General features: G+C 55.5%; 24 protein-coding genes. 14 read left to right on the forward strand and 10 right to left on the reverse strand.

Annotation, left to right across the window (positions count from 1 at the left end):
- Nucleotides 1-35 precede the first annotated feature (35 nt).
- From lptB to MKZ79_RS09050, 6 genes are read right to left on the reverse strand one after another with little or no spacing between them, the layout of a single operon-like run.
- Nucleotides 36-761, reverse strand: coding sequence for an LPS export ABC transporter ATP-binding protein (gene lptB / locus MKZ79_RS09025; RefSeq protein WP_336141437.1), 726 nt, complete (start codon nucleotides 759-761; stop codon nucleotides 36-38).
- 3 nt (nucleotides 762-764) lie between these two features.
- Nucleotides 765-1,307: a lipopolysaccharide ABC transporter substrate-binding protein LptA gene (lptA, locus tag MKZ79_RS09030; RefSeq protein WP_336141438.1), complete on the reverse strand. Its 543-nt coding sequence runs from the start codon at nucleotides 1,305-1,307 to the stop codon at nucleotides 765-767.
- Nucleotides 1,279-1,851, reverse strand: coding sequence for an LPS export ABC transporter periplasmic protein LptC (gene lptC, locus MKZ79_RS09035; protein ID WP_336141439.1), 573 nt, complete (start codon nucleotides 1,849-1,851; stop codon nucleotides 1,279-1,281). The genes lptA and lptC overlap by 29 nt, the downstream gene beginning before the upstream one ends.
- Entirely contained in the window at nucleotides 1,848-2,411 is a 564-nt protein-coding gene (gene kdsC / locus MKZ79_RS09040; RefSeq protein ID WP_336141440.1) for a 3-deoxy-manno-octulosonate-8-phosphatase KdsC, read from the reverse strand. Before kdsC ends, lptC begins: the two co-directional genes overlap by 4 nt.
- Before the next feature lie 13 nt (nucleotides 2,412-2,424).
- Nucleotides 2,425-3,411, reverse strand: coding sequence for an arabinose-5-phosphate isomerase KdsD (gene kdsD, locus MKZ79_RS09045; protein WP_336141441.1), 987 nt, complete (start codon nucleotides 3,409-3,411; stop codon nucleotides 2,425-2,427).
- A gap of 14 nt (nucleotides 3,412-3,425) precedes the next feature.
- Entirely contained in the window at nucleotides 3,426-4,406 is a 981-nt protein-coding gene (locus MKZ79_RS09050) for a calcium/sodium antiporter (protein WP_336141442.1), read from the reverse strand.
- A 232-nt stretch (nucleotides 4,407-4,638) separates the two neighbouring features.
- Here MKZ79_RS09050 and mlaF point away from each other — a divergent pair, with 232 nt between their 5' ends.
- From mlaF to murA, 7 genes are all read left to right on the forward strand, one after another.
- Nucleotides 4,639-5,451 (forward strand): phospholipid ABC transporter ATP-binding protein MlaF, encoded by an 813-nt coding sequence (gene mlaF, locus MKZ79_RS09055; protein ID WP_336141443.1) that lies wholly within the window; start codon nucleotides 4,639-4,641, stop codon nucleotides 5,449-5,451.
- A 4-nt stretch (nucleotides 5,452-5,455) separates the two neighbouring features.
- Complete coding sequence (gene mlaE, locus MKZ79_RS09060) at nucleotides 5,456-6,238, forward strand: lipid asymmetry maintenance ABC transporter permease subunit MlaE (RefSeq protein WP_336141444.1); 783 nt, start codon at nucleotides 5,456-5,458, stop codon at nucleotides 6,236-6,238.
- Between the two features lie 4 nt (nucleotides 6,239-6,242).
- Nucleotides 6,243-6,782 (forward strand): outer membrane lipid asymmetry maintenance protein MlaD, encoded by a 540-nt coding sequence (gene mlaD, locus MKZ79_RS09065; protein ID WP_336141446.1) that lies wholly within the window; start codon nucleotides 6,243-6,245, stop codon nucleotides 6,780-6,782.
- Between the two features lie 11 nt (nucleotides 6,783-6,793).
- Complete coding sequence (gene mlaC, locus MKZ79_RS09070) at nucleotides 6,794-7,429, forward strand: phospholipid-binding protein MlaC (protein WP_336141448.1); 636 nt, start codon at nucleotides 6,794-6,796, stop codon at nucleotides 7,427-7,429.
- Nucleotides 7,429-7,722, forward strand: coding sequence for a lipid asymmetry maintenance protein MlaB (mlaB, locus tag MKZ79_RS09075; RefSeq protein ID WP_336141449.1), 294 nt, complete (start codon nucleotides 7,429-7,431; stop codon nucleotides 7,720-7,722). The genes mlaC and mlaB overlap by 1 nt, the downstream gene beginning before the upstream one ends.
- A 125-nt stretch (nucleotides 7,723-7,847) precedes the next feature.
- Nucleotides 7,848-8,102, forward strand: coding sequence for a BolA family iron metabolism protein IbaG (gene ibaG, locus MKZ79_RS09080; RefSeq protein ID WP_125287098.1), 255 nt, complete (start codon nucleotides 7,848-7,850; stop codon nucleotides 8,100-8,102).
- Nucleotides 8,103-8,172: 70 nt separating this feature from the next.
- On the forward strand, nucleotides 8,173-9,435 hold the full coding sequence (gene murA, locus MKZ79_RS09085) for a UDP-N-acetylglucosamine 1-carboxyvinyltransferase (RefSeq protein WP_336141450.1): 1,263 nt from the start codon (nucleotides 8,173-8,175) through the stop codon (nucleotides 9,433-9,435).
- 40 nt (nucleotides 9,436-9,475) lie between these two features.
- On the opposite strand, the gene MKZ79_RS09090 is transcribed toward murA, so the two are convergent.
- Entirely contained in the window at nucleotides 9,476-9,736 is a 261-nt protein-coding gene (locus tag MKZ79_RS09090) for a helix-turn-helix domain-containing protein (protein ID WP_336141451.1), read from the reverse strand.
- 426 nt (nucleotides 9,737-10,162) lie between these two features.
- Nucleotides 10,163-11,134: an octaprenyl diphosphate synthase gene (gene ispB, locus MKZ79_RS09095; RefSeq protein WP_336141452.1), complete on the reverse strand. Its 972-nt coding sequence runs from the start codon at nucleotides 11,132-11,134 to the stop codon at nucleotides 10,163-10,165.
- Nucleotides 11,135-11,388: 254 nt separating this feature from the next.
- Between ispB and rplU the strand changes: the two genes are divergently transcribed.
- From rplU to MKZ79_RS09120, 5 genes are all read left to right on the forward strand, one after another.
- Entirely contained in the window at nucleotides 11,389-11,700 is a 312-nt protein-coding gene (gene rplU / locus MKZ79_RS09100; protein WP_336141453.1) for a 50S ribosomal protein L21, read from the forward strand.
- 15 nt (nucleotides 11,701-11,715) lie between these two features.
- On the forward strand, nucleotides 11,716-11,973 hold the full coding sequence (rpmA, locus tag MKZ79_RS09105; protein WP_012666719.1) for a 50S ribosomal protein L27: 258 nt from the start codon (nucleotides 11,716-11,718) through the stop codon (nucleotides 11,971-11,973).
- A gap of 270 nt (nucleotides 11,974-12,243) precedes the next feature.
- A complete protein-coding gene (gene cgtA / locus MKZ79_RS09110) occupies nucleotides 12,244-13,422 on the forward strand; it encodes an Obg family GTPase CgtA (RefSeq protein WP_336141455.1) in 1,179 nt (392 codons plus the stop codon).
- 153 nt (nucleotides 13,423-13,575) lie between these two features.
- Nucleotides 13,576-14,544 (forward strand): Fe2+-enterobactin ABC transporter substrate-binding protein, encoded by a 969-nt coding sequence (fepB, locus tag MKZ79_RS09115; protein ID WP_336141456.1) that lies wholly within the window; start codon nucleotides 13,576-13,578, stop codon nucleotides 14,542-14,544.
- A 274-nt stretch (nucleotides 14,545-14,818) separates the two neighbouring features.
- Nucleotides 14,819-17,077, forward strand: coding sequence for a TonB-dependent siderophore receptor (locus tag MKZ79_RS09120; RefSeq protein WP_336141457.1), 2,259 nt, complete (start codon nucleotides 14,819-14,821; stop codon nucleotides 17,075-17,077).
- A 741-nt stretch (nucleotides 17,078-17,818) separates the two neighbouring features.
- Here the strand turns inward: MKZ79_RS09120 and dacB are convergent.
- A complete protein-coding gene (gene dacB / locus MKZ79_RS09125; protein WP_336141458.1) occupies nucleotides 17,819-19,252 on the reverse strand; it encodes a serine-type D-Ala-D-Ala carboxypeptidase in 1,434 nt (477 codons plus the stop codon).
- 247 nt (nucleotides 19,253-19,499) lie between these two features.
- On the opposite strand from dacB, the gene greA reads away from it, so the two are divergent.
- On the forward strand, nucleotides 19,500-19,976 hold the full coding sequence (greA, locus tag MKZ79_RS09130; protein WP_336141459.1) for a transcription elongation factor GreA: 477 nt from the start codon (nucleotides 19,500-19,502) through the stop codon (nucleotides 19,974-19,976).
- Between the two features lie 104 nt (nucleotides 19,977-20,080).
- Here the strand turns inward: greA and yhbY are convergent, their stop codons facing one another.
- A complete protein-coding gene (yhbY, locus tag MKZ79_RS09135; RefSeq protein WP_336141460.1) occupies nucleotides 20,081-20,374 on the reverse strand; it encodes a ribosome assembly RNA-binding protein YhbY in 294 nt (97 codons plus the stop codon).
- Nucleotides 20,375-20,501: 127 nt separating this feature from the next.
- Between yhbY and rlmE the strand changes: the two genes are divergently transcribed.
- Entirely contained in the window at nucleotides 20,502-21,131 is a 630-nt protein-coding gene (gene rlmE / locus MKZ79_RS09140; RefSeq protein ID WP_336141461.1) for a 23S rRNA (uridine(2552)-2'-O)-methyltransferase RlmE, read from the forward strand.

Genomic DNA, 21,131 nt, shown 5'->3' on the forward strand with positions numbered 1-21,131 from the left:
ATTCCTCAAAAATCTCGACCGGTCTGAACACCTTATCAGAGTCTGAACTCTTCACCCAAATAGACGCGTTTAACTTGTTCATCTTCGAGGATTTGCTCAGGGGATCCGTGCGCGATCAAATGTCCCTGGCTGACGATATAGGCGCGTTCGCAAACGGCCAGCGTCTCACGAACGTTGTGGTCGGTGATCAGCACGCCTAGCCCGCTGTCGCGCAGGTGTTCGATAATCTTTTTAATATCGATAACGGAGATCGGATCGACGCCGGCGAAAGGCTCATCCAGCAGGATAAATTTAGGATTGGCCGCCAGCGCGCGGGCGATCTCTACGCGACGGCGCTCGCCGCCGGAGAGCGCCTGTCCCATGCTGTCGCGCAGATGGGAGATATGAAACTCTTCCATCAGCTCATTGGCGCGATCGGTACGCTGTTCCGCCGTCAGGTCATCGCGGATCTGCAGCACCGCCATCAGGTTATCGAACACGCTCAGGCGGCGGAAGATAGAGGCTTCCTGCGGCAAATAGCCGATGCCGCGTCGCGCGCGCGCGTGCAGCGGCAGAATACTGATATCTTCATCGTCGATCACGATGCGGCCCGCGTCGCGAGGCACGATGCCGACCACCATATAGAACGTAGTGGTCTTGCCCGCGCCGTTCGGGCCCAACAGGCCGACGATCTCGCCGGATTTCACCTCCAGGCTGACATCTTCCACCACGCGGCGGCCTTTGTAGGCTTTCGCCAGATTTTGCGCAATCAAAGTCGCCATGGCTTAGTTACTCTTCTTGTTGGACTGGGTGCCTTTATCCTGCAGCTGCGAAGGCACCAGTACGGTCGTCACGCGTTTGCCCGTGTTGCCGTAAGCCTGCATCTTCTGCTCTTTGACCAAATAGGTGATGCGGTCGCCCTTGACGTTGCTGTCCAGCTGCTCCAGGTAAGCGTTACCCGTCAGCTCGACAAAATCTTTCGCCAGCTCGTAATGCATTTTCAGCGCGTGGCCTTTTACCGGCTTGCCGTTGTCCTGCATCTGGTAAAAGGTTGCCGGATTGCCCCAGGCGTCCACGATGGTCTTGTTGCTGTCGCCGCCGGGACGCGTAACCACGACCTTATCCGCGGTGATTTTGATCGAACCCTGGGTGACGATGACGTTGCCGGTGAAGGTCGCCACGTTGCCCTGCATGTCCAGCGCCTGATTTTCGGAGTCTACGTTAACCGGCTTATCCGAGTCGCCCGTCAGGGCGAAAGCGGGCAGGCTGGCCGCCAGCAGCAGGCCGAGCGTCAAAAACTTAAGGTTGGTTCGCATTCTGAATTTCATAGGAGGTTTTGACCTTTTCAATCAACTCGGCGGTTTTCTTCCGTAAATTGCCGCGCATCTTCATGCCGGTAGAGGTGAAGCTGGTGCCGTACAAGGTTACCTGATCTTCTGAGGTAACATCCTGCGTGACGAGGTTCACTACGGCGTTATCGGTTTTAATTCGTTGCAGCTGGGCTTCCCGGGTCAGGCTGTTGACCTCGACGTGACCATACAGATAGAGCATGCGGTCGTTAGTCAGTTTGGCCTTGTCCGCGCGCACTGACCAGGTTGGGATCTTATTTTCGTCGTAGGTAGTCATCACCGGATTATCGAACCAGCTTACCGCGTCGGCGGAAAAATAGGTGACCTTGTCGGAAACCAACTTATAGCTCAGCGCGCCTTCCGGGTTATAGACCACCGTACTGGACGACTGGCTGGTGTAGGTCGGCTCCAGCTCGTTGCCGGTCGTGGGCGCAGGCTTATCGCTATCGGCCAGGTTCCAGCCAATCAGCACGATCGCCACCAGCGCCAGCAGCAGCGTGATCCAACGCCTTGTTTTACTCATACGGACTGCCCTTTGGCCTTATCAAACTTATCCTGCGCGATTAAAATCAGATCGCAAATTTCACGGACGGCGCCGCGTCCGCCCGCGATGCGGGTAACGTAGTCGGCGCGGGGAAGCAGCGCCGGATGCGCATCGGCCACGGTTACGCTCAGGCCCACTTCCGCCATCACCGGCCAGTCGATCAGATCGTCGCCGATGTAGGCGACCTGGTCCGGCCGAAGCGACAGTTTATCCAGAAGTTCGCGGAAGGCCAAAAGCTTATCGGACTGGCCCTGATAAAGATGCGTGATGCCCAACGTGGCGCAGCGATCTTCCAGCAATTTCGCCTTGCGGCCTGTGATAATAGCGACTTCCACCGCCGAGGTCAGCAGGCAGCGGATGCCGTAGCCGTCGCGCACGTTAAAAGCTTTCAGCTCTTCGCCGCTGTTGCCCTGATAGATATTACCGTCGGACATCACGCCGTCTACGTCGCAAATCAATAACTTAATAGTACGCGCGCGGGCCATAACGGCCTCGCTTACGTCGCCATAACAGGTTTCTACCCAGCTTGCGCCAGCCATTTTTTATTCCTTGTTAAACCACGCCGGCACGCAGCATGTCATGCATATGAACTACGCCCAGAAGCCGATCGCCGTCGGCTACCATTAAAACGGTGATATTGCGGCTCTGCATCAGATTCAAAGCGTCGACCGCCAGCGTATTGGGCCGTACCCGGATACCGCCGGCGGTCATCACGCTATTGATGCTGGCGTGCTGAATATCGATGCCCATATCGAACACCCGTCGCAGATCGCCATCGGTAAAAATTCCCTCGATCTTCATCAGATCGTCACAGATTACCGTCATACCTAAATTTTTACGCGTGATCTCCAGCAGGGCGTCGCGCAGCGAGGCGTCGCGACTGACCCAGGGGATTTCATCGCCGCTGTGCATGATATCGTCAACGGTCAGCAGCAGTTTTCTTCCCAGCGCGCCGCCAGGATGAGAGAGCGCGAAATCTTCCGCCGTAAAGCCGCGCGCTTTTAGTAGCGCTACCGCCAGCGCGTCGCCCATTACCAGCGTCGCCGTGGTGCTGCTGGTTGGCGCCAGTCCCAGCGGACAGGCTTCCTGCGGTACTTTAACACAGAGATGGATATCCGCCGCGCGTCCCATCGCGCTGTCGGGTCGGCTGGTCATGCAGATCAGCTGGACGCGCAGGCGTTTCAGGACGGGAATCAGCGCCAGAATTTCAGAGGACTCGCCCGAGTTGGAGATAGCGATAACAATGTCGCCGGCGCTGACCATACCGAGATCGCCGTGGCTCGCTTCCGCCGGATGAACAAAAAAAGCCGGCGTGCCGGTGCTGGCGAAGGTGGCCGCCATTTTCTTGCCGATATGGCCCGATTTGCCCATGCCCATAACCACCACTTTGCCCATGCAGTGATAGATACGCTCGCAGGCCAGAGAGAAATCGTCGTTGATATACTGATCGAGCTGCTCCAGCCCCTGACGCTCAATGGCGAGAACGTCTTTTCCCGCCTGCTGAAAATCGAAGTCGGGCTGTAGGGTGACAGGTGACATAAGTTCCAATCCTTTTACCAGAAAGTGGTTTCAGGGAGCCAGTAAAGTACCGCCAGCCAGGCGATAAAGCCGCTCAGCAGCAGCGCGCCCGCCGTTCGGCCGATACAGCGGCTTCGCCGCAGGCAGATAAGCGTAAACAGCGCGCTGACGCCCAGCATTACCCAATAGTCGCGGGCGAAAGCGTGGGTATCGACCGCTCCCGGATGCAGCAGTGCCGGGATGCCGAGCACGATGGCGATATTGTAGATGTTAGAGCCGATCAGGTTGCCGATGGCGATATCATCTTCGCCTTTCAGCGCGCCGGCAACGAGAGTAGCCAGCTCCGGCAGGCTGGTGCCGACGGAAATAATCGTCAGGCCGATCACCAGCTGGCTGACGCCGAAAAAGTTGGCGATCACCGCGGCGTTGTCGATCACCATACGGGTCGACATCGGCAAAATAATCAGCGCTACGCCCAGCCACAGGAAAGCCACCGTGTTGCCCGTATCCTCGCGCGGCAGCTCGGCGAGCTGTTCCCGCGTTAGCGAATCCACGTTGTCGCGTTCCGCTTTGCGGGCAATATTGATAATAAACAACAGATAGCCTGCCGCAAAGGCAATCAGGATCAGACCGTCGTTGCGGCTAAGCATATTGTCAAACAGCAGCAGGCCGCAAATAAGCGTCACCAGCAGCATCAGCGGCAGTTCGCGCGCCAGCAGCCGGGAGTATAACCTTAAGGGATGCAGCAGCGCCGCGCCGCCGAGCAGCAGCAGAATATTGGTAATATTGGAACCGATTGCGGTGCCGACCGCCATATCCATTTGTCCGTGCATCGCGGCAGAGGAAGAGACGATCAGTTCAGGCAGCGAGGTGCCAATACCGACTACGGTCATGCCAATAATCAGCGGGGGAATACCTGCCGCGCGGCACAGAATAGCCGCGCTGAATACCAGACGATCTGCACCATATACCAGCAGGACCAGGCCGATAATCAATAGTGCGGTAGCTACAAGCATGAAATGTCCTTTGATCGGGTATAATCGTCGGCTGCCTCGCACGACGGATAAAACAGGCCTGGAGAACGGCCGCGAACGCGCTGATTTTGACGATCTGCAAGCAAAAAGTAAAACTTATGCCAGCTTTAGCCACGTCTGACGGGTAAGTTTCTGTAAAAGTGTCCAGTCGCGCGGGTTATAAGTTACCATCGGTAGAGGATGAAATGCCTGGAAAAGAGGATAAGAGGTCACAATGAGCCAGACGGAGACGAATTTGGTGGACGTTCGGGGCGTCAGCTTCGCCCGCGGCGATCGCCCGGTTTTCGATAACATCTCGCTTACGGTGCCAAAAGGGAAAGTCACAGCCATTATGGGCCCTTCAGGCATTGGTAAAACCACGCTGCTGCGTTTGATTGGCGGTCAGTTGCGCCCTGACGCCGGCGAAATCTGGTTTAACGGGGAGAATATTCCCGCGCTTTCGCGCTCGCGGCTTTATGAAGCGCGCAAAAAAATGAGCATGCTATTCCAGTCCGGCGCGCTGTTCACCGATTTAACGGTGTTCGACAACGTCGCCTGGCCGCTGCGCGAGCATACCCGGCTGCCGCCGGAACTGCTGCACAGTACGGTGATGATGAAGCTGGAAGCGGTCGGCCTGCGCGGCGCGGCGCAGCTTAAACCCTCCGAGCTGTCGGGCGGCATGGCGAGGCGCGCCGCGCTTGCCAGGGCTATCGCGCTGGAGCCGGATCTGATTATGTTCGACGAGCCTTTCGTCGGACAGGATCCGATTACCATGGGCGTGCTGGTCAAGCTGATCGACGAGCTGAACCATTCGCTGGGTATGACCTGCATCGTGGTGTCGCACGACGTGCCGGAAGTACTCAGCATCGCGGACTACGCCTATATCATCGCCGGACAGAAAGTTATCGCTCACGGAACGGCCAGCGCGCTGCGTGAAAATGAAGACGCCCGGGTTCGCCAGTTTATCGACGGCATCGCCGACGGCCCGGTTCCTTTTCGCTTTCCCGCAGGCGACTATCTGCAGGATTTAACCGGCTCAGGGAGTTAATCTGATGTTACAACGTGCACTGGCGTCCGTCGGGCGTCAGGGAATCAATATCTGCGCCTCTTTCGGTCGCGCCGGACTGATGCTGTTTCATGCGCTGATCGGCGTGCCGCGCTTTCGCAAGCATGCGCCGCTGGTGATCAGACAGCTCTACAGCATTGGCGTGCTGTCGCTGTTGATTATCGTGGTTTCCGGCCTGTTTATCGGCATGGTGCTCGGTCTGCAGGGCTATCTGGTGTTGAATACTTACGGCGCCGACAGCAGTCTTGGCATGCTGGTGGCGCTGTCGCTGCTGCGCGAGCTGGGGCCGGTTGTCACCGCGCTGCTGTTTGCGGGCAGGGCGGGGTCGGCGCTGACCGCTGAAATCGGCCTGATGAAGGCTACTGAACAGCTCTCCAGCATGGAAATGATGGCGGTCGATCCGCTGCGCAGGATTATCTCTCCGCGCTTCTGGGCTGGCTTTATCAGTATGCCGCTGCTGGCGCTGATTTTCGTCGCGGTAGGCATTTTGGGCGGCGCCATTGTCGGCGTTAGCTGGAAAGGCATCGACAGCGGCTTTTTCTGGTCAGCGATGCAGAACGCCGTGGATATCCGTACCGATATCGTCAACTGCGTGATAAAAAGCGCCGTTTTCGCCTTTACCGTTACCTGGATCGCCCTGTTTAACGGTTACGACGCCGTGCCGACTTCGGAAGGGATTAGCCGGGCGACAACGCGCACTGTGGTACATGCTTCTCTGGCTGTGCTCGGTTTGGATTTTGTGCTGACAGCACTGATGTTTGGGAACTGATTCGATGCAAACGAAAAAAAGCGAAATTTGGGTAGGGGTCTTTTTACTGTTGGCGCTCTGCGCGGCGCTGTTCCTCTGCCTGCGGGTGGCGGATCTGAAATCTTTAGGCAGCGAGCCAACCTGGCGGCTTTACGCCACCTTCGACAATATCGGCGGGCTGAAGAGCGGTTCGCCGGTGAAAATCGGCGGCGTGGTAGTAGGACGCGTAACGGAGATCGGCCTGGATGAGAAGACCTATCTGCCGCGCGTCTCGATGGATATCGAGGAAAAATATAACCAGCTGCCGGATACCAGCTCGCTGGCGGTCAGGACTTCCGGCCTGCTGGGAGAGCAGTATCTTGCGCTGAACGTCGGTTTTGACGATCCCGAGATGGGAACGGCTATGCTTAAAGACGGCAGCACTATTCAGGACACCAAATCGGCAATGGTGCTGGAAGACCTGATTGGTCAGTTCCTGTACAAGAGCGGCAGCGGCGACGAGAGCAAAAACGCCGCGCCGGAAAATAGCGGCGCGCCGGCGCCAGCTGCAGCGACTAAACCTTAAGAGGAGCAGTAATGTTTAAACGTTTTCTGATGGTGGCAATGCTGATCATTGCCCCGGTCGCGGCCAACGCCGCCGCTGACCAGACTAATCCCTACAAGCTGATGAACGAGGCGGCGGAAAAGACCTTTACCCGTCTTAAAAACGAGCAGCCGAAAATCAAGCAGGATCCTAACTACCTGCGTCAAATCGTGCGTGAAGAGCTGCTGCCCTATGTGCAGATTAAATACGCCGGCGCGTTAGTGCTGGGTCGCTACTACAAGGAAGCGACGCCGGCGCAGCGCGAAGCCTATTTTAAAGCTTTCAGCGACTATCTGGCGCAGGCCTATGGTCAGGCGCTGGCGCTCTATCACGGCCAGACTTACCAGATCGCGCCGGAGCAGCCCTATGCTGACGCGAACATCATCGCTATCCGCGTCTCCATTATCGATCCCAACGGCCGTCCACCGGTTCGCCTGGACTTCCAGTGGCGTAAAAACAGCCGCACCGGCGACTGGCAGGCTTACGATATGATTGCGGAAGGCGTCAGCATGATCTCCACCAAGCAGAACGAATGGGCGGGCATCCTGCGTCAGAAAGGCGTCGACGGCCTGACCGAGGTGCTGAAAAACGCCGCCAGCCAGCCTATCACGCTGGATAAGCAGCAGTAATGGACCAGCTCAACTGGCGCATTGAAGCGAACCGGCTGCATCTGGCCGGTGAACTGGAGCGCGAAACGCTGGCCGCCTTATGGCAGCAACGGGAGACGGTAATGAAACAGATTGATACCATTGACGTCTCCGCGCTGGAAAGGGTCGATTCCGCTGGCCTGGCGCTGCTGGTGCATCTGCGGCAGATTGCGCTGCAACAGGGAAAAGCGCCGGGATTTACGGGCATTACGGACAAGCTGCGCTCGCTGATCGCGCTCTATAATCTGCAGCAGTTTATTACCGCCGTACGCTGATCGAGCGATAACGATCCCTCCTGAAAAGCCTCTGCAATCGCGGAGGCTTTTTTGCCTGTTTAAGATAGCTCCGCTTTCCACTACTATGTGTGCCTGTTTATCCTCAAGCGAATTTAGAAAATCCCATGGAAACTAGTGAAATTCAATCCGTGCTGATGGCCGCGCTGCCGCTGCAGGAAGCCATCGTGACCGGCGACGGCAGCCACTTTCAGGTTATCGCCGTCGGCGAAATGTTCGGCGAACTGAGCCGAGTTAAAAAACAGCAGGCGATTTACGCGCCGCTGGCGGCCTATCTGGCCGACAACCGTATTCATGCGCTGTCCATCAAAACCTATACTCCGGAAGAATGGGCACGCGACCGTAAACTGAACGGTTTTTAAGTCGCCGTCCTCATCGCGCCTGGCGATGAAGAGGCCGCACTCTATAGCTGATTAATTGAGAGCAGGTTTAATGGATAAATTTCGTGTGCAGGGCCCAACCCGTCTAAGCGGGGAAGTGACCATTTCCGGGGCTAAAAACGCCGCGTTGCCGATTCTTTTTGCTGCTCTGCTGGCGTCCGATCCGGTAGAAATCCAGAATGTCCCTAAACTCAAGGACATCGACACTACGATGAAGCTGCTGAGCCAGCTGGGCGTGAAAGCAGAGCGCAACGGGTCAGTACATCTGGATGCCAGTAACGTCAATATTTACTGCGCGCCTTACGATCTGGTGAAAACCATGCGCGCTTCTATCTGGGCGCTTGGCCCGCTGGTAGCGCGTTTCGGCCAGGGCCAGGTTTCCCTGCCGGGCGGCTGTGCAATCGGCGCTCGTCCGGTCGATCTGCATATTACCGGCCTGGAGCAGCTTGGCGCTGAGATCCGCCTGGAAGAGGGCTATGTCAAAGCTTCCGTAGATGGCCGCCTGAAGGGCGCGCACATCGTGATGGACAAAGTTAGCGTTGGCGCTACCGTCACCATCATGAGCGCCGCTACGCTGGCCACCGGCACCACGGTGATTGAAAACGCCGCTCGCGAGCCGGAAATCGTCGATACGGCGAACTTCCTGAACACGCTGGGCGCTAAAATCACCGGCGCGGGCAGCGATCGCATCACTATCGAAGGCGTGGAGCGTCTGGGCGGCGGCGTGTACCGCGTGCTGCCGGATCGTATTGAAACCGGCACCTTCCTGATCGCTGCGGCGATCTCCGGCGGGAAAGTCGTCTGCCGCGATACGCAGCCGGACACGCTGGACGCCGTATTGGCCAAGCTGCGCGAAGCGGGCGCCGATATCGAAACCGGCGACAACTGGATCAGCCTTGATATGCACGGCAAGCGCCCGAAAGCGGTCAACTTCCGCACGGCGCCGCATCCGGGCTTTCCTACCGATATGCAGGCGCAGTTTAGCCTGCTGAATCTGGTGGCGGAAGGAACGGGCGTGATCACCGAAACCATTTTCGAAAACCGCTTTATGCACGTGCCGGAGCTGATCCGCATGGGCGCTCACGCGGAGATCGAAAGCAACACGGCTATTTGCCACGGCGTGGAAAAGCTGTCGGGCGCTCAGGTAATGGCGACCGATCTGCGCGCTTCGGCAAGCCTGGTGCTGGCGGGCTGCATCGCGGAAGGCACCACAATTGTGGATCGTATCTACCATATCGATCGCGGCTATGAGCACATTGAAGACAAGCTGAAAGCGCTGGGCGCGAATATCGAACGCGTGAGCGGCAGCGAATAATCGCCGCCAGGTGAAGGCGGTAGCGCTCTACCGCCTTTGCTCAGGAACGAACAGGCTTTTTGCGATTGCGCAACGCGTGAGTGACGGGATCGTAATAACGGCTGGGCCAGATCTCTGCCGGATGAATCTGGAGAGCTTCCGCGATAAGCCATTCGCCCTTCGGCCAGGGTCTGAAAAGCGCGTTAGCCAGCGTCGTTGAACTTAATCCTGCCTGTCGGGACACCTCAGCCAGCGTAGTGCCTCTTTTTTTAAGTGCTGCAACGATATCCGCGTTGTGCCAGTCTTTCTTCTCCTTCGGCATCTCTCTTTCCTCCTTGTAAGTATCACCTTTTTTGGAAACATCCGGGTGCAATGGCACTGCTGTGTGACAAAAATTGCGGATGTGACGAAAATAGTTAGCTGATAGCTATAGTTATTTATGGACGCTTTTTATAGCAATAATGGTAACTATATTTCCAATAGTTTTCAGGTGACATGACGTTTTTGAGTAGCGCTACGCAAAGTTATGCAACAGAAAGGTGTGTTACATCGGGAGAGGCGAGGCTGCAGGCGGGAATAAGAGCGCGGCAGGCTGCAGCGGAAAAACAAGGGAAAAGCGGGTTCATAAAACAGGAGAAGCGCCATCCGTGGCGACTTAAAGCGTCAGTGGCCTGTAACGTTTTTGCGCCCGATCTGGCGCCTGAGGTTAGCACGCTGAATGAGCAGCGCGGCAGGCCGCGCGCTCAGCTTAGAATTCGCGCTGTACCGACATATGGGCCAGCGCTTCCAGCGCGCTGCGCCACGGCGACTCCGGCAGGATTTTCAGGGCGTCGATAGCTTTGTCCGCTTCACGCTCAGCCGACTCGCGCGTCCAGGCCAGCGAACCGCACTGCTGCATGGTTTCCAGCACGGGCTCCAGCAGATGGCGACCGTTGCCCTGTTCGATGGCGCTGCGGATCATCGCTGCCTGTTCTGGCGTGCCGTTACGCATCGCGTGCAGCAGCGGCAGGGTAGGTTTGCCTTCGCTCAGGTCGTCGCCCACGTTTTTACCCAGCGTTTTGCCGTCGGCGCTGTAATCAAGAAGATCGTCGATCAGTTGGAAAGCGGTACCGATATAGCGGCCATAATCCTGCAACGCCTTTTCCTGTTCCGGCGAAGCTTCCGCAAGAATGGCTGAGGATTGCGCGGCGGCTTCAAACAGGCGCGCGGTTTTGCTGTAGATCACCCGCATGTAGCTCTCTTCCGTGATATCGGGATCGTTGCAGTTCATCAGCTGCAGCACTTCGCCTTCCGCTATCACGTTGACCGCTTCCGACATCAGCTCCAGCACGCGCAGCGAGCCGATGCTGGTCATCATCTGGAAAGCCCGCGTATAAATAAAATCGCCAACCAGCACGCTGGCGGCGTTGCCAAAGGCGGCGTTGGCGGTCGCTTTGCCGCGGCGCATGTCCGACTCATCGACCACGTCATCATGCAGCAGCGTCGCCGTATGGATGAATTCGATCAGGGCGGCCACGGTAACATGCTGTTTTCCCGTATAGTTCAGGGCGCGCGCGGCCAGAACGGCAATCATCGGACGGATGCGTTTGCCGCCGCCGCTAATGATGTAATAACCCAGCTGATTGATGAGGGAAACCTCAGAATTCAACTGCTCGAGTATGGTTGCATTGACGTCCGCCATGTCCTGCGCGGTGAGTTCGTTTATCTGTTCTAAGTTCATCAGTCTTTTCAGCTATGGCCCACTATGCGGCTATGATAAGCGTCTTTACCCGTGCCTGCGGCAAGTAATGTATAACAGATTGTACTTGAAAATGACGGCTGTGAAACATTTGCCTGTGCTTTGCGTTTTTTTTCTGCAATACCCGCTACCAGGCACTTGTCATCGCTTGCGAAGTTGCGTAGAATTCGCGCCCTATTGTGAATATTTATAGCGCAGCCTGAAATCAAGACGGCAAGCGCGAGAGCGGAGTTTATATGTACGCGGTTTTCCAAAGTGGTGGTAAACAACACCGAGTGAGCGAAGGTCAGACCGTTCGCCTGGAAAAGCTGGACATCGCAACCGGCGAAACAGTTGAATTCGACCAGGTTCTGATGATTGCCAACGGCGAAGAAGTGACGATTGGCGCGCCTTTAGTTTCAGGCGGCGTGATCAAAGCAGAAATCATTGCTCACGGTCGTGGCGACAAAATTAAGATCGTTAAGTTTCGTCGTCGTAAACACTACCGTAAGCAGCAGGGTCACCGTCAGTGGTTCACTGATGTGAAGATCACTGGCATCAGCGCCTAAGAGGAGATCTGACAAATGGCACATAAAAAGGCTGGCGGTTCCACTCGAAATGGCCGCGATTCCAACGCAAAACGTCTGGGCGTTAAGCGTTTCGGCGGTGAAAGCGTTCTGGCAGGCAGCATCATCGTTCGTCAGCGTGGCACTAAATTCCACGCGGGCACCAACGTAGGCTGCGGCCGTGACCACACCCTGTTTGCTACTGCAAACGGCAAGGTCCTGTTCGAAGTGAAAGGCCCGAACAACCGTAAATACATCAGCATCGTTGCTGAGTAAGGTTTTCGTGCCTGAAGGCGGTACCTGATACCGCTTTTAGCAGCGAATCAAAAAGCCCCGCTATGATTGCGGGGCTTTTTACATTCTGCGATCCGCAGCGCGCGGGTTGCCAGTAACACCCTTTGCTGTACACTTTATATTCAGCTGCATGATGTCTTAAGCGGATCCCAGTCTGAAAAAGACACGCGGTCTGCGGCATCCGTTTTAAGGCCAGCGAGCCACGACGGATCATCCTGCCAGCAGCGGGCAAATGATTGACGGAGAAGTAAAATGAAGTTTGTTGATGAAGCGACGATCCTCGTTGCTGCGGGCGATGGCGGCAATGGCTGCGTCAGCTTCCGTCGTGAAAAATATATTCCTAAAGGCGGCCCGGACGGCGGCGACGGCGGCGACGGCGGCGACGTCTATATGCAGGCCGATGAAAACCTGAATACCCTGATCGACTATCGCTTTGAAAAGTCCTTCCGCGCCGAGCGTGGGCAGAACGGCCAGAGCCGCGACTGCACCGGCAAACGCGGCAAAGATATTATTATCAAAGTGCCTGTCGGCACCCGCATCATCGATCAGGGCACCGGCGAAACGCTGGGCGATATGATGAAGCACGGTCAGCTGCAGATGGTCGCCAAAGGCGGCTGGCACGGTCTGGGCAATACCCGTTTTAAATCTTCCGTAAACCGTACGCCTCGTCAGAAAACGATGGGCACGCCGGGCGAGAAGCGTGATTTGCAGCTGGAGCTGATGCTGCTGGCCGACGTCGGTATGCTGGGCCTGCCGAACGCCGGTAAATCCACCTTTATCCGCGCCGTATCCGCCGCCAAACCTAAAGTGGCCGACTATCCGTTTACCACGCTGGTGCCAAGCCTCGGCGTAGTGCGTATGGATAGCGAGCAGAGCTTTGTGGTTGCCGATATCCCTGGCCTGATCGAAGGCGCCTCCGACGGCGCAGGACTGGGCATCCGCTTCCTGAAGCACCTGGAGCGCTGTCGCGTGCTGCTGCACACCATCGATCTGGCGCCGATCGATGAATCCGATCCGGTAGAGAACGCCCGCATCATCCTGGGCGAGCTGGAAAAATACAGCGAGAAGCTTTTCAACAAGCCGCGCTGGCTGGTATTCAACAAGGTCGACCTGCTGGATGCGGAAGAAGCCGAATCCCGTGCGAAGGCGATTGCCGAAGCGCTGGGCTGGACGGACAAATACTACCTGATCTCTGCGGCCAACCGCGTCGGCGTCACGCCGCTTTGCTGGGATGTCATGTCCTTCCTGAACGCCAATCCAAAAGAGGCGGAAGTGGAAGAGAAGCAGCCTGAGAAAGTCGAGTTTATGTGGGACGACTATCATCGTCAGCAGCTGGAAGAAGCTGAGACGGCGGTGGAAGAGGATGACGACTGGGACGAAGACTGGGACGATGAAGACGACGAAGGCGTCGAAATCATCTATCAGCGCTAAGTCTGAGGGACGCCGTAAGGCGTCCCTTTTCTTTTGGTAAAATGGCGCGGCTGCTAATTAGCGCTTCCCGGCAGTAAAGATAATCATTATCATTTCTCTATCTGAATTTTGCGACGCTCCGCGCTTCGCCCTGGCTGATAGAGTTGATCGAGCATGCGTACTTCCCTTCTGCGAATTTTTCCTCTGCTTTTGTTGGCTTTCTCGCTGCTGTCGGTTAATCCCACTTACGCTGAAGAAGGCTGGCCGCGCCATATTGCCAGCGTAAAAGGCGATGTGGTGCTTAAACAACAGCCCAAACGTATTATTTCAACCAGCGTCACCCTGACCGGCTCTTTGCTGGCAATTGACGCACCGATAGTCGCCAGCGGCGCTACTATGCCAGGCCACCGTATCTCTGATGAACAGGGCTTTTTCCGGCAGTGGAGTAAAGTGGCGGCGGCTAAGGGCGTCAAAAGGCTCTATAGCGGCGAGCCCAACCTTGAAACTATTGCGGCGGAAAAGCCCGATCTGATTATCGTCAGCGCGACGGGAAATGATTCCGCACTGCCTTTCTACGATCGCCTGGCCGCGTTGGCGCCAACGCTGGTCGTGAACTACGACGATAAGAGCTGGCAGGAAGTCGAACGTGTGCTGGCACAGGCTAGCGGGAAAGAGGCCGAAGCGGAGCAATCGATTCAGCGCTACGCGCAGCGTGAACAAGAGGTGAAAGCGAAGCTGCAACTGCCGCCGCAGCCCGTTTCCGCGCTGGTCTACAATCCCCATAATCATCTGGTGAATCTCTGGACGCCCAAATCCGCGCAGGGAAAATTGCTGGAGTCGCTGGGTTTTACGCTGGCTGAGCCGCCTGCCGTGGTGCTGCAGGCCAGTCAGCGCCTCAGGCGCCGGGACATTATTCCTGTACAGGGAGAAAACCTGGTAACGGCCCTGACGGGGAACAGCGCCCTGATCTTTGCCGCAGGTGATGAGGGAAAGAAAGCGCTGCTGGCGGAACCGCTGGTAGCGAACTCTCCGGCGATAAAAAATCAGCAGGTCTATACGCTGGGCGAGGATAGCTTTCGTCTGGACTACTACAGCGCCAACAATGTGCTGACGCGTCTGGAAGAACTTTTTGCCAAAAAGTAGTTTATACGCGTCTCTGTATTTGCAGAGGCGCAGCTTTATCCGCGTACTCCCCACCGCCTGCTTCACTAAGCTGTCTCACCTGTCGCATAAACAAGAATACGACAAATAATCGAATTGATAATTGTTTTCATTTGAAATAATGTATGCCCGCCTGATCGGGAATGCGCGTGCATGGGGCTAATCAGGCGTGGGCGGACTCAAGCTGGTTCCGTCCTTTTATTCATTATTTCCCCCTGAGGAAAGACGCGGGGCGGAGTGACAGGGAATGAGAACGTTGAACAGACTATCAAAACTATCCTTAGCGATTTTGCTTGAACTGGGAATGATGGCGGCAGCGACGGCGGACGACGCCGCAACGGACGCGGCGGCCAGCACTAAAGCCGCCGCGTCAGGCCAGCATGTCGATGCGGACGGCGGCACCCTGATGGTAACGGCGGAACAGCAGAATCTGCAGGCGCCCGGCGTTTCCACCATTACCGCCGAAGAGATTAAAAAACGGCCGCCTTCCCGCGATCTTTCCGAAATCATCCGCACCATGCCCGGCGTTAACCTGACAGGCAACTCCACCAGCGGCCAGCGCGGCAATAACCGTCAGATTGATATTCGCGGTATGGGCCCGGAGAACACGCTGATTTTAATCGACGGCATGCCGGTCGCCAGCCGCAATTCGGTGCGTTTGGGCTGGCGCGGCGAACGCGACACGCGCGGCGATACCAACTGGGTGCCGCCGGAAATGGTTGACCATATCGAAGTGATCCGAGGCCCGGCAGCGGCGCGCTACGGTAACGGCGCGGCTGGCGGCGTAGTTAACATCATCACCAAACAAACCGGTAATGAGTGGCACGGCTCCTGGAATACCTATTTGAATATGCCGGAGCACAAGTCAGAAGGCTCCACTAAGCGCTCCAACTTCTCTCTCAGCGGCCCAATGGGCGATGATGTCAGTTTCTCGCTATGGGGCAATCTGAGCAAAACCCAGGCGGATGCGCAGTACATTAACGAGGGTCACCAGTCGCTACGAACCGGCAGCTATGCCGATACTGTGCCGGCAGGGCGCGAGGGCGTGGTAAATAAGGATATCCACGGTAAGCTGCGTTGGGAATTCGCGCCAAACCAGAACCTGGAGTTCAGCGCCGGCTACAGCCGTCAGGGCAATCTTTACGCGGGCGATACGCAGAACACCAACACCAGCGCGCTGGTGCAGAGCAAATATGGCGACGAGACTAATCGCCTCTACCGCCAGGACTACGCGGTAACCTGGACCGGCGTCTGGGACAATGGCGTCAGTACCCGCAGCTACGCCCAGTATGAAAACACGCGCAATTCGCGTATGAATGAAGGGCTGGCAGGCGGTACGGAAGGCATCTTCTCCGACAGCGGCTTCTCCACCATTGAACTCAATGACGTGCTGCTGCACAGCGAAATCAGCGTGCCTTTCGAGTTTCTGGTCAATCAAACCGCGACGTTCGGCACGGAGTGGAATCAGCAGCGCATGAAGGATGGCGCATCCAATACCCAGGCGCTTTCTGGCGGTGCTATTGATGGCATCAGCAGCACCAACCGCAGCCCTTATTCGTCGGCGGAAATTTTCTCGCTGTTTGCCGAAGACAATATGGAGCTGACCGACACCACCACCCTGGTACCGGGCCTGCGTTTCGATCATCACAGCATCGTTGGCAACAACTGGAGCCCGTCGCTGAATCTGTCGCAGATACTGGCCGACGATTTTACGCTGAAGCTGGGCATCGCCAGAGCTTATAAAGCCCCAAGCCTCTATCAAACCAACCCGAACTACGTGCTCTATAGCCGTGGCCAGGGCTGCGCGGACAGCGCGGGCGCCTGCTATCTGATGGGGAATGAAGATCTTAAAGCGGAAACCAGCATCAATAAAGAAGTGGGCGTGGAGTATAAGCACGAAGGCTATCAGGCTGGCCTGACCTGGTTCCGCAACGACTATCGCAATAAAATCGAGTCGGGCTACGAGCCGAGCGGCGCGACCGGCAGCACCGATATCTACCAATGGGAAAACGTGCCGAAAGCGGTAGTGGAAGGGCTGGAAGGTACAGTGAACCTTCCGGTAACGGAAGCGGTTACCTGGAACAACAACCTGACCTGGATGCTGCAAAGCAAAAACAAAACCACGGGCGATCGCCTGTCGGTTATCCCACAGTACACGCTGAACTCGACGCTGGCATGGCAGGCTACGCAGGATCTGTCGCTACAGACGACTTTTACCTGGTATGGCCGTCAGACGCCGAAGAAGTATAACTACAAGGGAGAAGCGGTTAGCGGCAGCGAGAAGGCGACGGTAAGCCCATACTCGATTTTAGGCCTGAGCGGCACTTATGAGGTGAACAAGTACGCCAGCGTCACGCTGGGCATAGATAACCTGTTCGATAAGCGTCACTTCCGGCAGGGCAACGCACAAACCACAGGTAATGCCGCTACCGGCGCCTATATGTATGGCGCAGGAGCGAATACCTATAACGAATCAGGACGCACTTACTATATGAGTTTGAATACTCACTTCTGATTTTAAGCTTCAAAGTGGCCCAGCAATTGGGCCACTACCTGCCTGAAACGCGCTGGCCGCTCATCCGAACACAGTAGATAATTTTTTATAAATGATGCAGGAAATTAGCAGTAAGCATATTTGCCGTGTCGTTTATTTTAATAAGATAGCAATAGAAAAGCTAAAATTGATATGCACGGAATGTTCCTATCTGAACAGAAAGTGATTCAATAAAATACCATGGCATATAAACCAGCTATATTCCTGAAAGATAAATAAATTGCGCTCCATTAAACAAATATCAGGATTGCTTAATGACCGTTGATAATGGCGATATTTATAAACTTCGATATCGAATTTTTAAGTTCTACTCTATACAGCAAGGGTTCGAGAAAATATCATTCAATGAAATGCCTTACCGTAATTGAATGGTGTGGCTAATATAAATTACTGAAATTTAATAAAAAATCACGAGGGTGCGCCTGTCGTCTTGCGTATAAAAAAAAGGTCAAAATACCATCACCACAAAAAATAGCAGAGAATAATCGCTGGCAGACCGAACAGGTCGAACGGCGGATCTCCTCGCGAAGCCCCATGAAAACGTTGAGCTGGCGACGGAAGATTATTCTGTCGGCATTATCATTCTGGAAAACGCGCCAGGTTATAAAGATATAAACTTTTATTGATTACAAAAGGCAGCATGATAACGCTGGTACCGCGGGCGCCATAAAATTTTCTGGCGCCCGCTTTCCTTTGGGATGACTAATAATTCTGATAAATATCTTTATAAAGCCGACTCTCAAAACGCACCAGTGGGATCCGTCGCTGGTTGTAGTTCTTCGGCGGCACCGCGTAGCCGGAAAGATACTGCACGAAGGCAACCCGCTTACCGCTGGCCGTGGTGATAAAACCGGCCAGGTTATAAACGCCCTGCAGCGATCCCGTTTTCGCGGAAACCTTGCCGTCCACGCCCGCTTCATGCAAACCGCCGCGATAGCGCAGCGTGCCGTCGTAGCCCGCCAGCGGCAACATGGAAATGTAGTTAAGCTGCTGGTCGTTCTGCGCGATATATTGCAGCACCTGCATCATGGTGTCAGGAGCGATGAGATCGTGGCGCGACAGACCGGAGCCGTCCACCTGAATGCTGTTGCCAAGATCGATATTGGCTTTCTGCCGCAAAATCTGACGTACCGCATCGGAACCGGCGCGCCAGGTACCCGGCACGCCAAAACGCTCATGCCCGATAGTGCGAAATACCGTATCGGCGATCATATTGTCCGACTTCTTCAGCATAATCCGCAGCAGATCGTGCAGCGGCGCGGACTGCGTTTCGGCCAGCACGGTCGCTGGCGGCGTCGGCAGCGTCTGACGCACCAGATGCCCGGAATAGTCGATGCCCGCCTGCTGCAGCTCGCCTTTTAAAATCGCGCCGGCATAGCTTGCGCCGTCCTGAATGGCGAAAGCTAACGGCAGCGGTTCGGCGCGCTGGGTCATACAGCCTGTTAGCGTAAAGCGGTTCAGTTCGCCCGGCACCACGTCCAGCTCGCAGTACTGCGCTTCCGATGAACCGCGCGCCAGCGTGCGTACCTGGCTGAACATATTGACCGGGTAGAAAGAAGCAACGCGGATAAAGGCTTTTTCGCCTGGCGTCTGCGCGCTGTAGAGCGACACGGAGAAACAGTTGCGATCCACGATAGCGGCGGCCGGCGGCGCGCTGAAGCACTGCGTCATATCGTTCCACGGCCAGCCGGGCGCTTTATCATGGCTGGCGAACACGGAGGTATCGACCACCAGATTGCCCTGAATATGCTGCACGCCCTGTTTTTTCAGCGCCGTCACCATATTGCGTAAATCCTGACGCGTTAACGTCGGATCGCCGCCAAATCGCGCCACTAAATCGCCCTTTAGCGTATCGCCGCTAATGGAGCCTTTGCTCTCAAGCTGGGTATGGAAGCGGTAGTCCGGGCCAAGCTGCAGCAACGCCGCCAGCGCGGTGATCACTTTCATGGTGCTGGCAGGCAACGCCATCTGCTTGCTGTGGTAATCAATTGAAGGCGTGTCCGCGCCAATTTTTTGCACAATCAACGCCAGGTTTGCGCCATCGGGCAGGTACTGCGTATAGTCTTCAACCGTGGCCGCGTGGGCATTCAGCATAAATGCGCAGGCTAAGCCGGTAACAATTCGTGAAAATCGCATAATCTCGCGTTTACTGGCAGGTGATGTTGCCATACTACGGTGCATTATGGTGGAAAGTAAACGATGACCCATAGGGAACTCTGGGTTAAAATACGTATCAAAATGCAAAACCACCGGGCCCTGGGATTCCTCCGGGTCGGGTTCCTTTCGTTTGTAAATCAGTGGCAAGCGCCGCAGAACGCTTTTTCTGCATTTGCCTGTCAGGATGACAAAAATTTTGCACAGGATCAGTTGACGAGGTATTGAGATGAATCAGATTCCGATGACGCTAAGGGGCGCCGAGAGACTGCGCGAAGAGCTTGAAGAGCTGAAAACCGTAAAACGTCCCAGAATTATTGCCTCGATCGCGGAAGCCCGCGAGCATGGCGACCTGAAAGAGAACGCAGAGTATCACGCCGCTCGCGAAGAGCAGGGCTTCTGCGAAGGTCGTATTCAGGAGATCGAAGCCAAGCTCTCCAATGCTCAGGTGATTGACGTCACTAAAATGAACGCCAACGGTCGCGTCATCTTCGGCGCTACCGTGACCGTCCTGAACCTGGAGACGGATGAAGAGTCGACCTACCGTATCGTGGGCGATGACGAAGCGGACTTTAAGCAAAATCTGATTTCTGTCAATTCGCCGATGGCGCGTGGTTTAATCGGTAAGGAAGTGGATGACGTCGCCATCATCAAAACGCCGGGCGGCGACGTCGAGTACGAAATTCTGAAAATAGAGTATATCTGATTTACTCTTAAGCAATTTTTCAGACATAGTGTAAAGAAAAGAAAAAGGCCGCTTTGCGGCCTTTTCCTGACATCCCGGGCGTGTCACTTTCTTTCGCCTGGCGTTTAGCGAGGAAGGGAGATTTTACGTTCCTTCGTCGGACGGTACAGCACCAGCGTCTTGCCGATAACCTGCACGTTTGCGGCTTTGGTTTCGCGCACGATAGCTTCTACCATCAGGGTCTTCGTCTCACGGTCTTCCGTAGCGATTTTTACCTTGATGAGCTCGTGGTGCTCCAGTGCCTGTTCGATTTCGGCCAGCACCCCTTCGGTCAAACCATTGTTGCCTAACATCACGACGGGCTTCAGCGGATGGGCCAGTCCTTTCAGGTGCTGTTTTTGTTTGGTACTCAGATTCATCGTATTTTTTACTTACATTGGGATTGAAAACGGGTCATTCTACCGCCATCTCGGGTATATCACCAAATCGGCATGCTGATTTGCGCGGTTTATTTATCGCATACGGTGAATCATAGTTGGAAATTGTATGACTGGTAAAAAGCGTTCGGCCAGTTCCAGCCGCTGGCTTCAGGAACACTTTAGCGATAAATATGTGCTGCAGGCGCAGAAAAAAGGGCTGCGCTCGCGCGCCTGGTTTAAACTTGATGAAATACAGCAGAGTGACAAGCTGTTTAAGCCGGGAATGACGGTAGTCGATCTCGGCGCGGCGCCAGGCGGCTGGTCACAGTATGTAGTGACGCAGATCGGTGCAAAAGGTCGCGTTATCGCCTGTGATATCCTGCCGATGGATCCTATCGTCGGCGTCGATTTCCTTCAGGGCGATTTTCGTGATGAACTTGTGCTTAAAGCCCTGATGGATCGCGTCGGCGACGCTAAAGTGCAGGTGGTCATGTCCGACATGGCGCCTAACATGACGGGAACGCCGGCAGTGGATATTCCCAGGTCGATGTATCTGGTTGAGTTAGCACTGGATATGTGTCGGGATGTTCTGGCGCCTGGCGGCAGTTTTTTAGTGAAAGTGTTTCAGGGAGATGGCTTTGAAGAATATCTTAAGGAAATTCGCTCCCTGTTTACGAAAGTGAAAATTCGTAAGCCGGACGCTTCACGCTCTCGTTCGCGTGAAGTGTACATTGTAGCGACAGGGCGCAAACTATAG

Source organism: Erwinia sp. CGal63 (assembly GCF_037026505.1).
Lineage (GTDB): Bacteria > Pseudomonadota > Gammaproteobacteria > Enterobacterales > Enterobacteriaceae > Erwinia.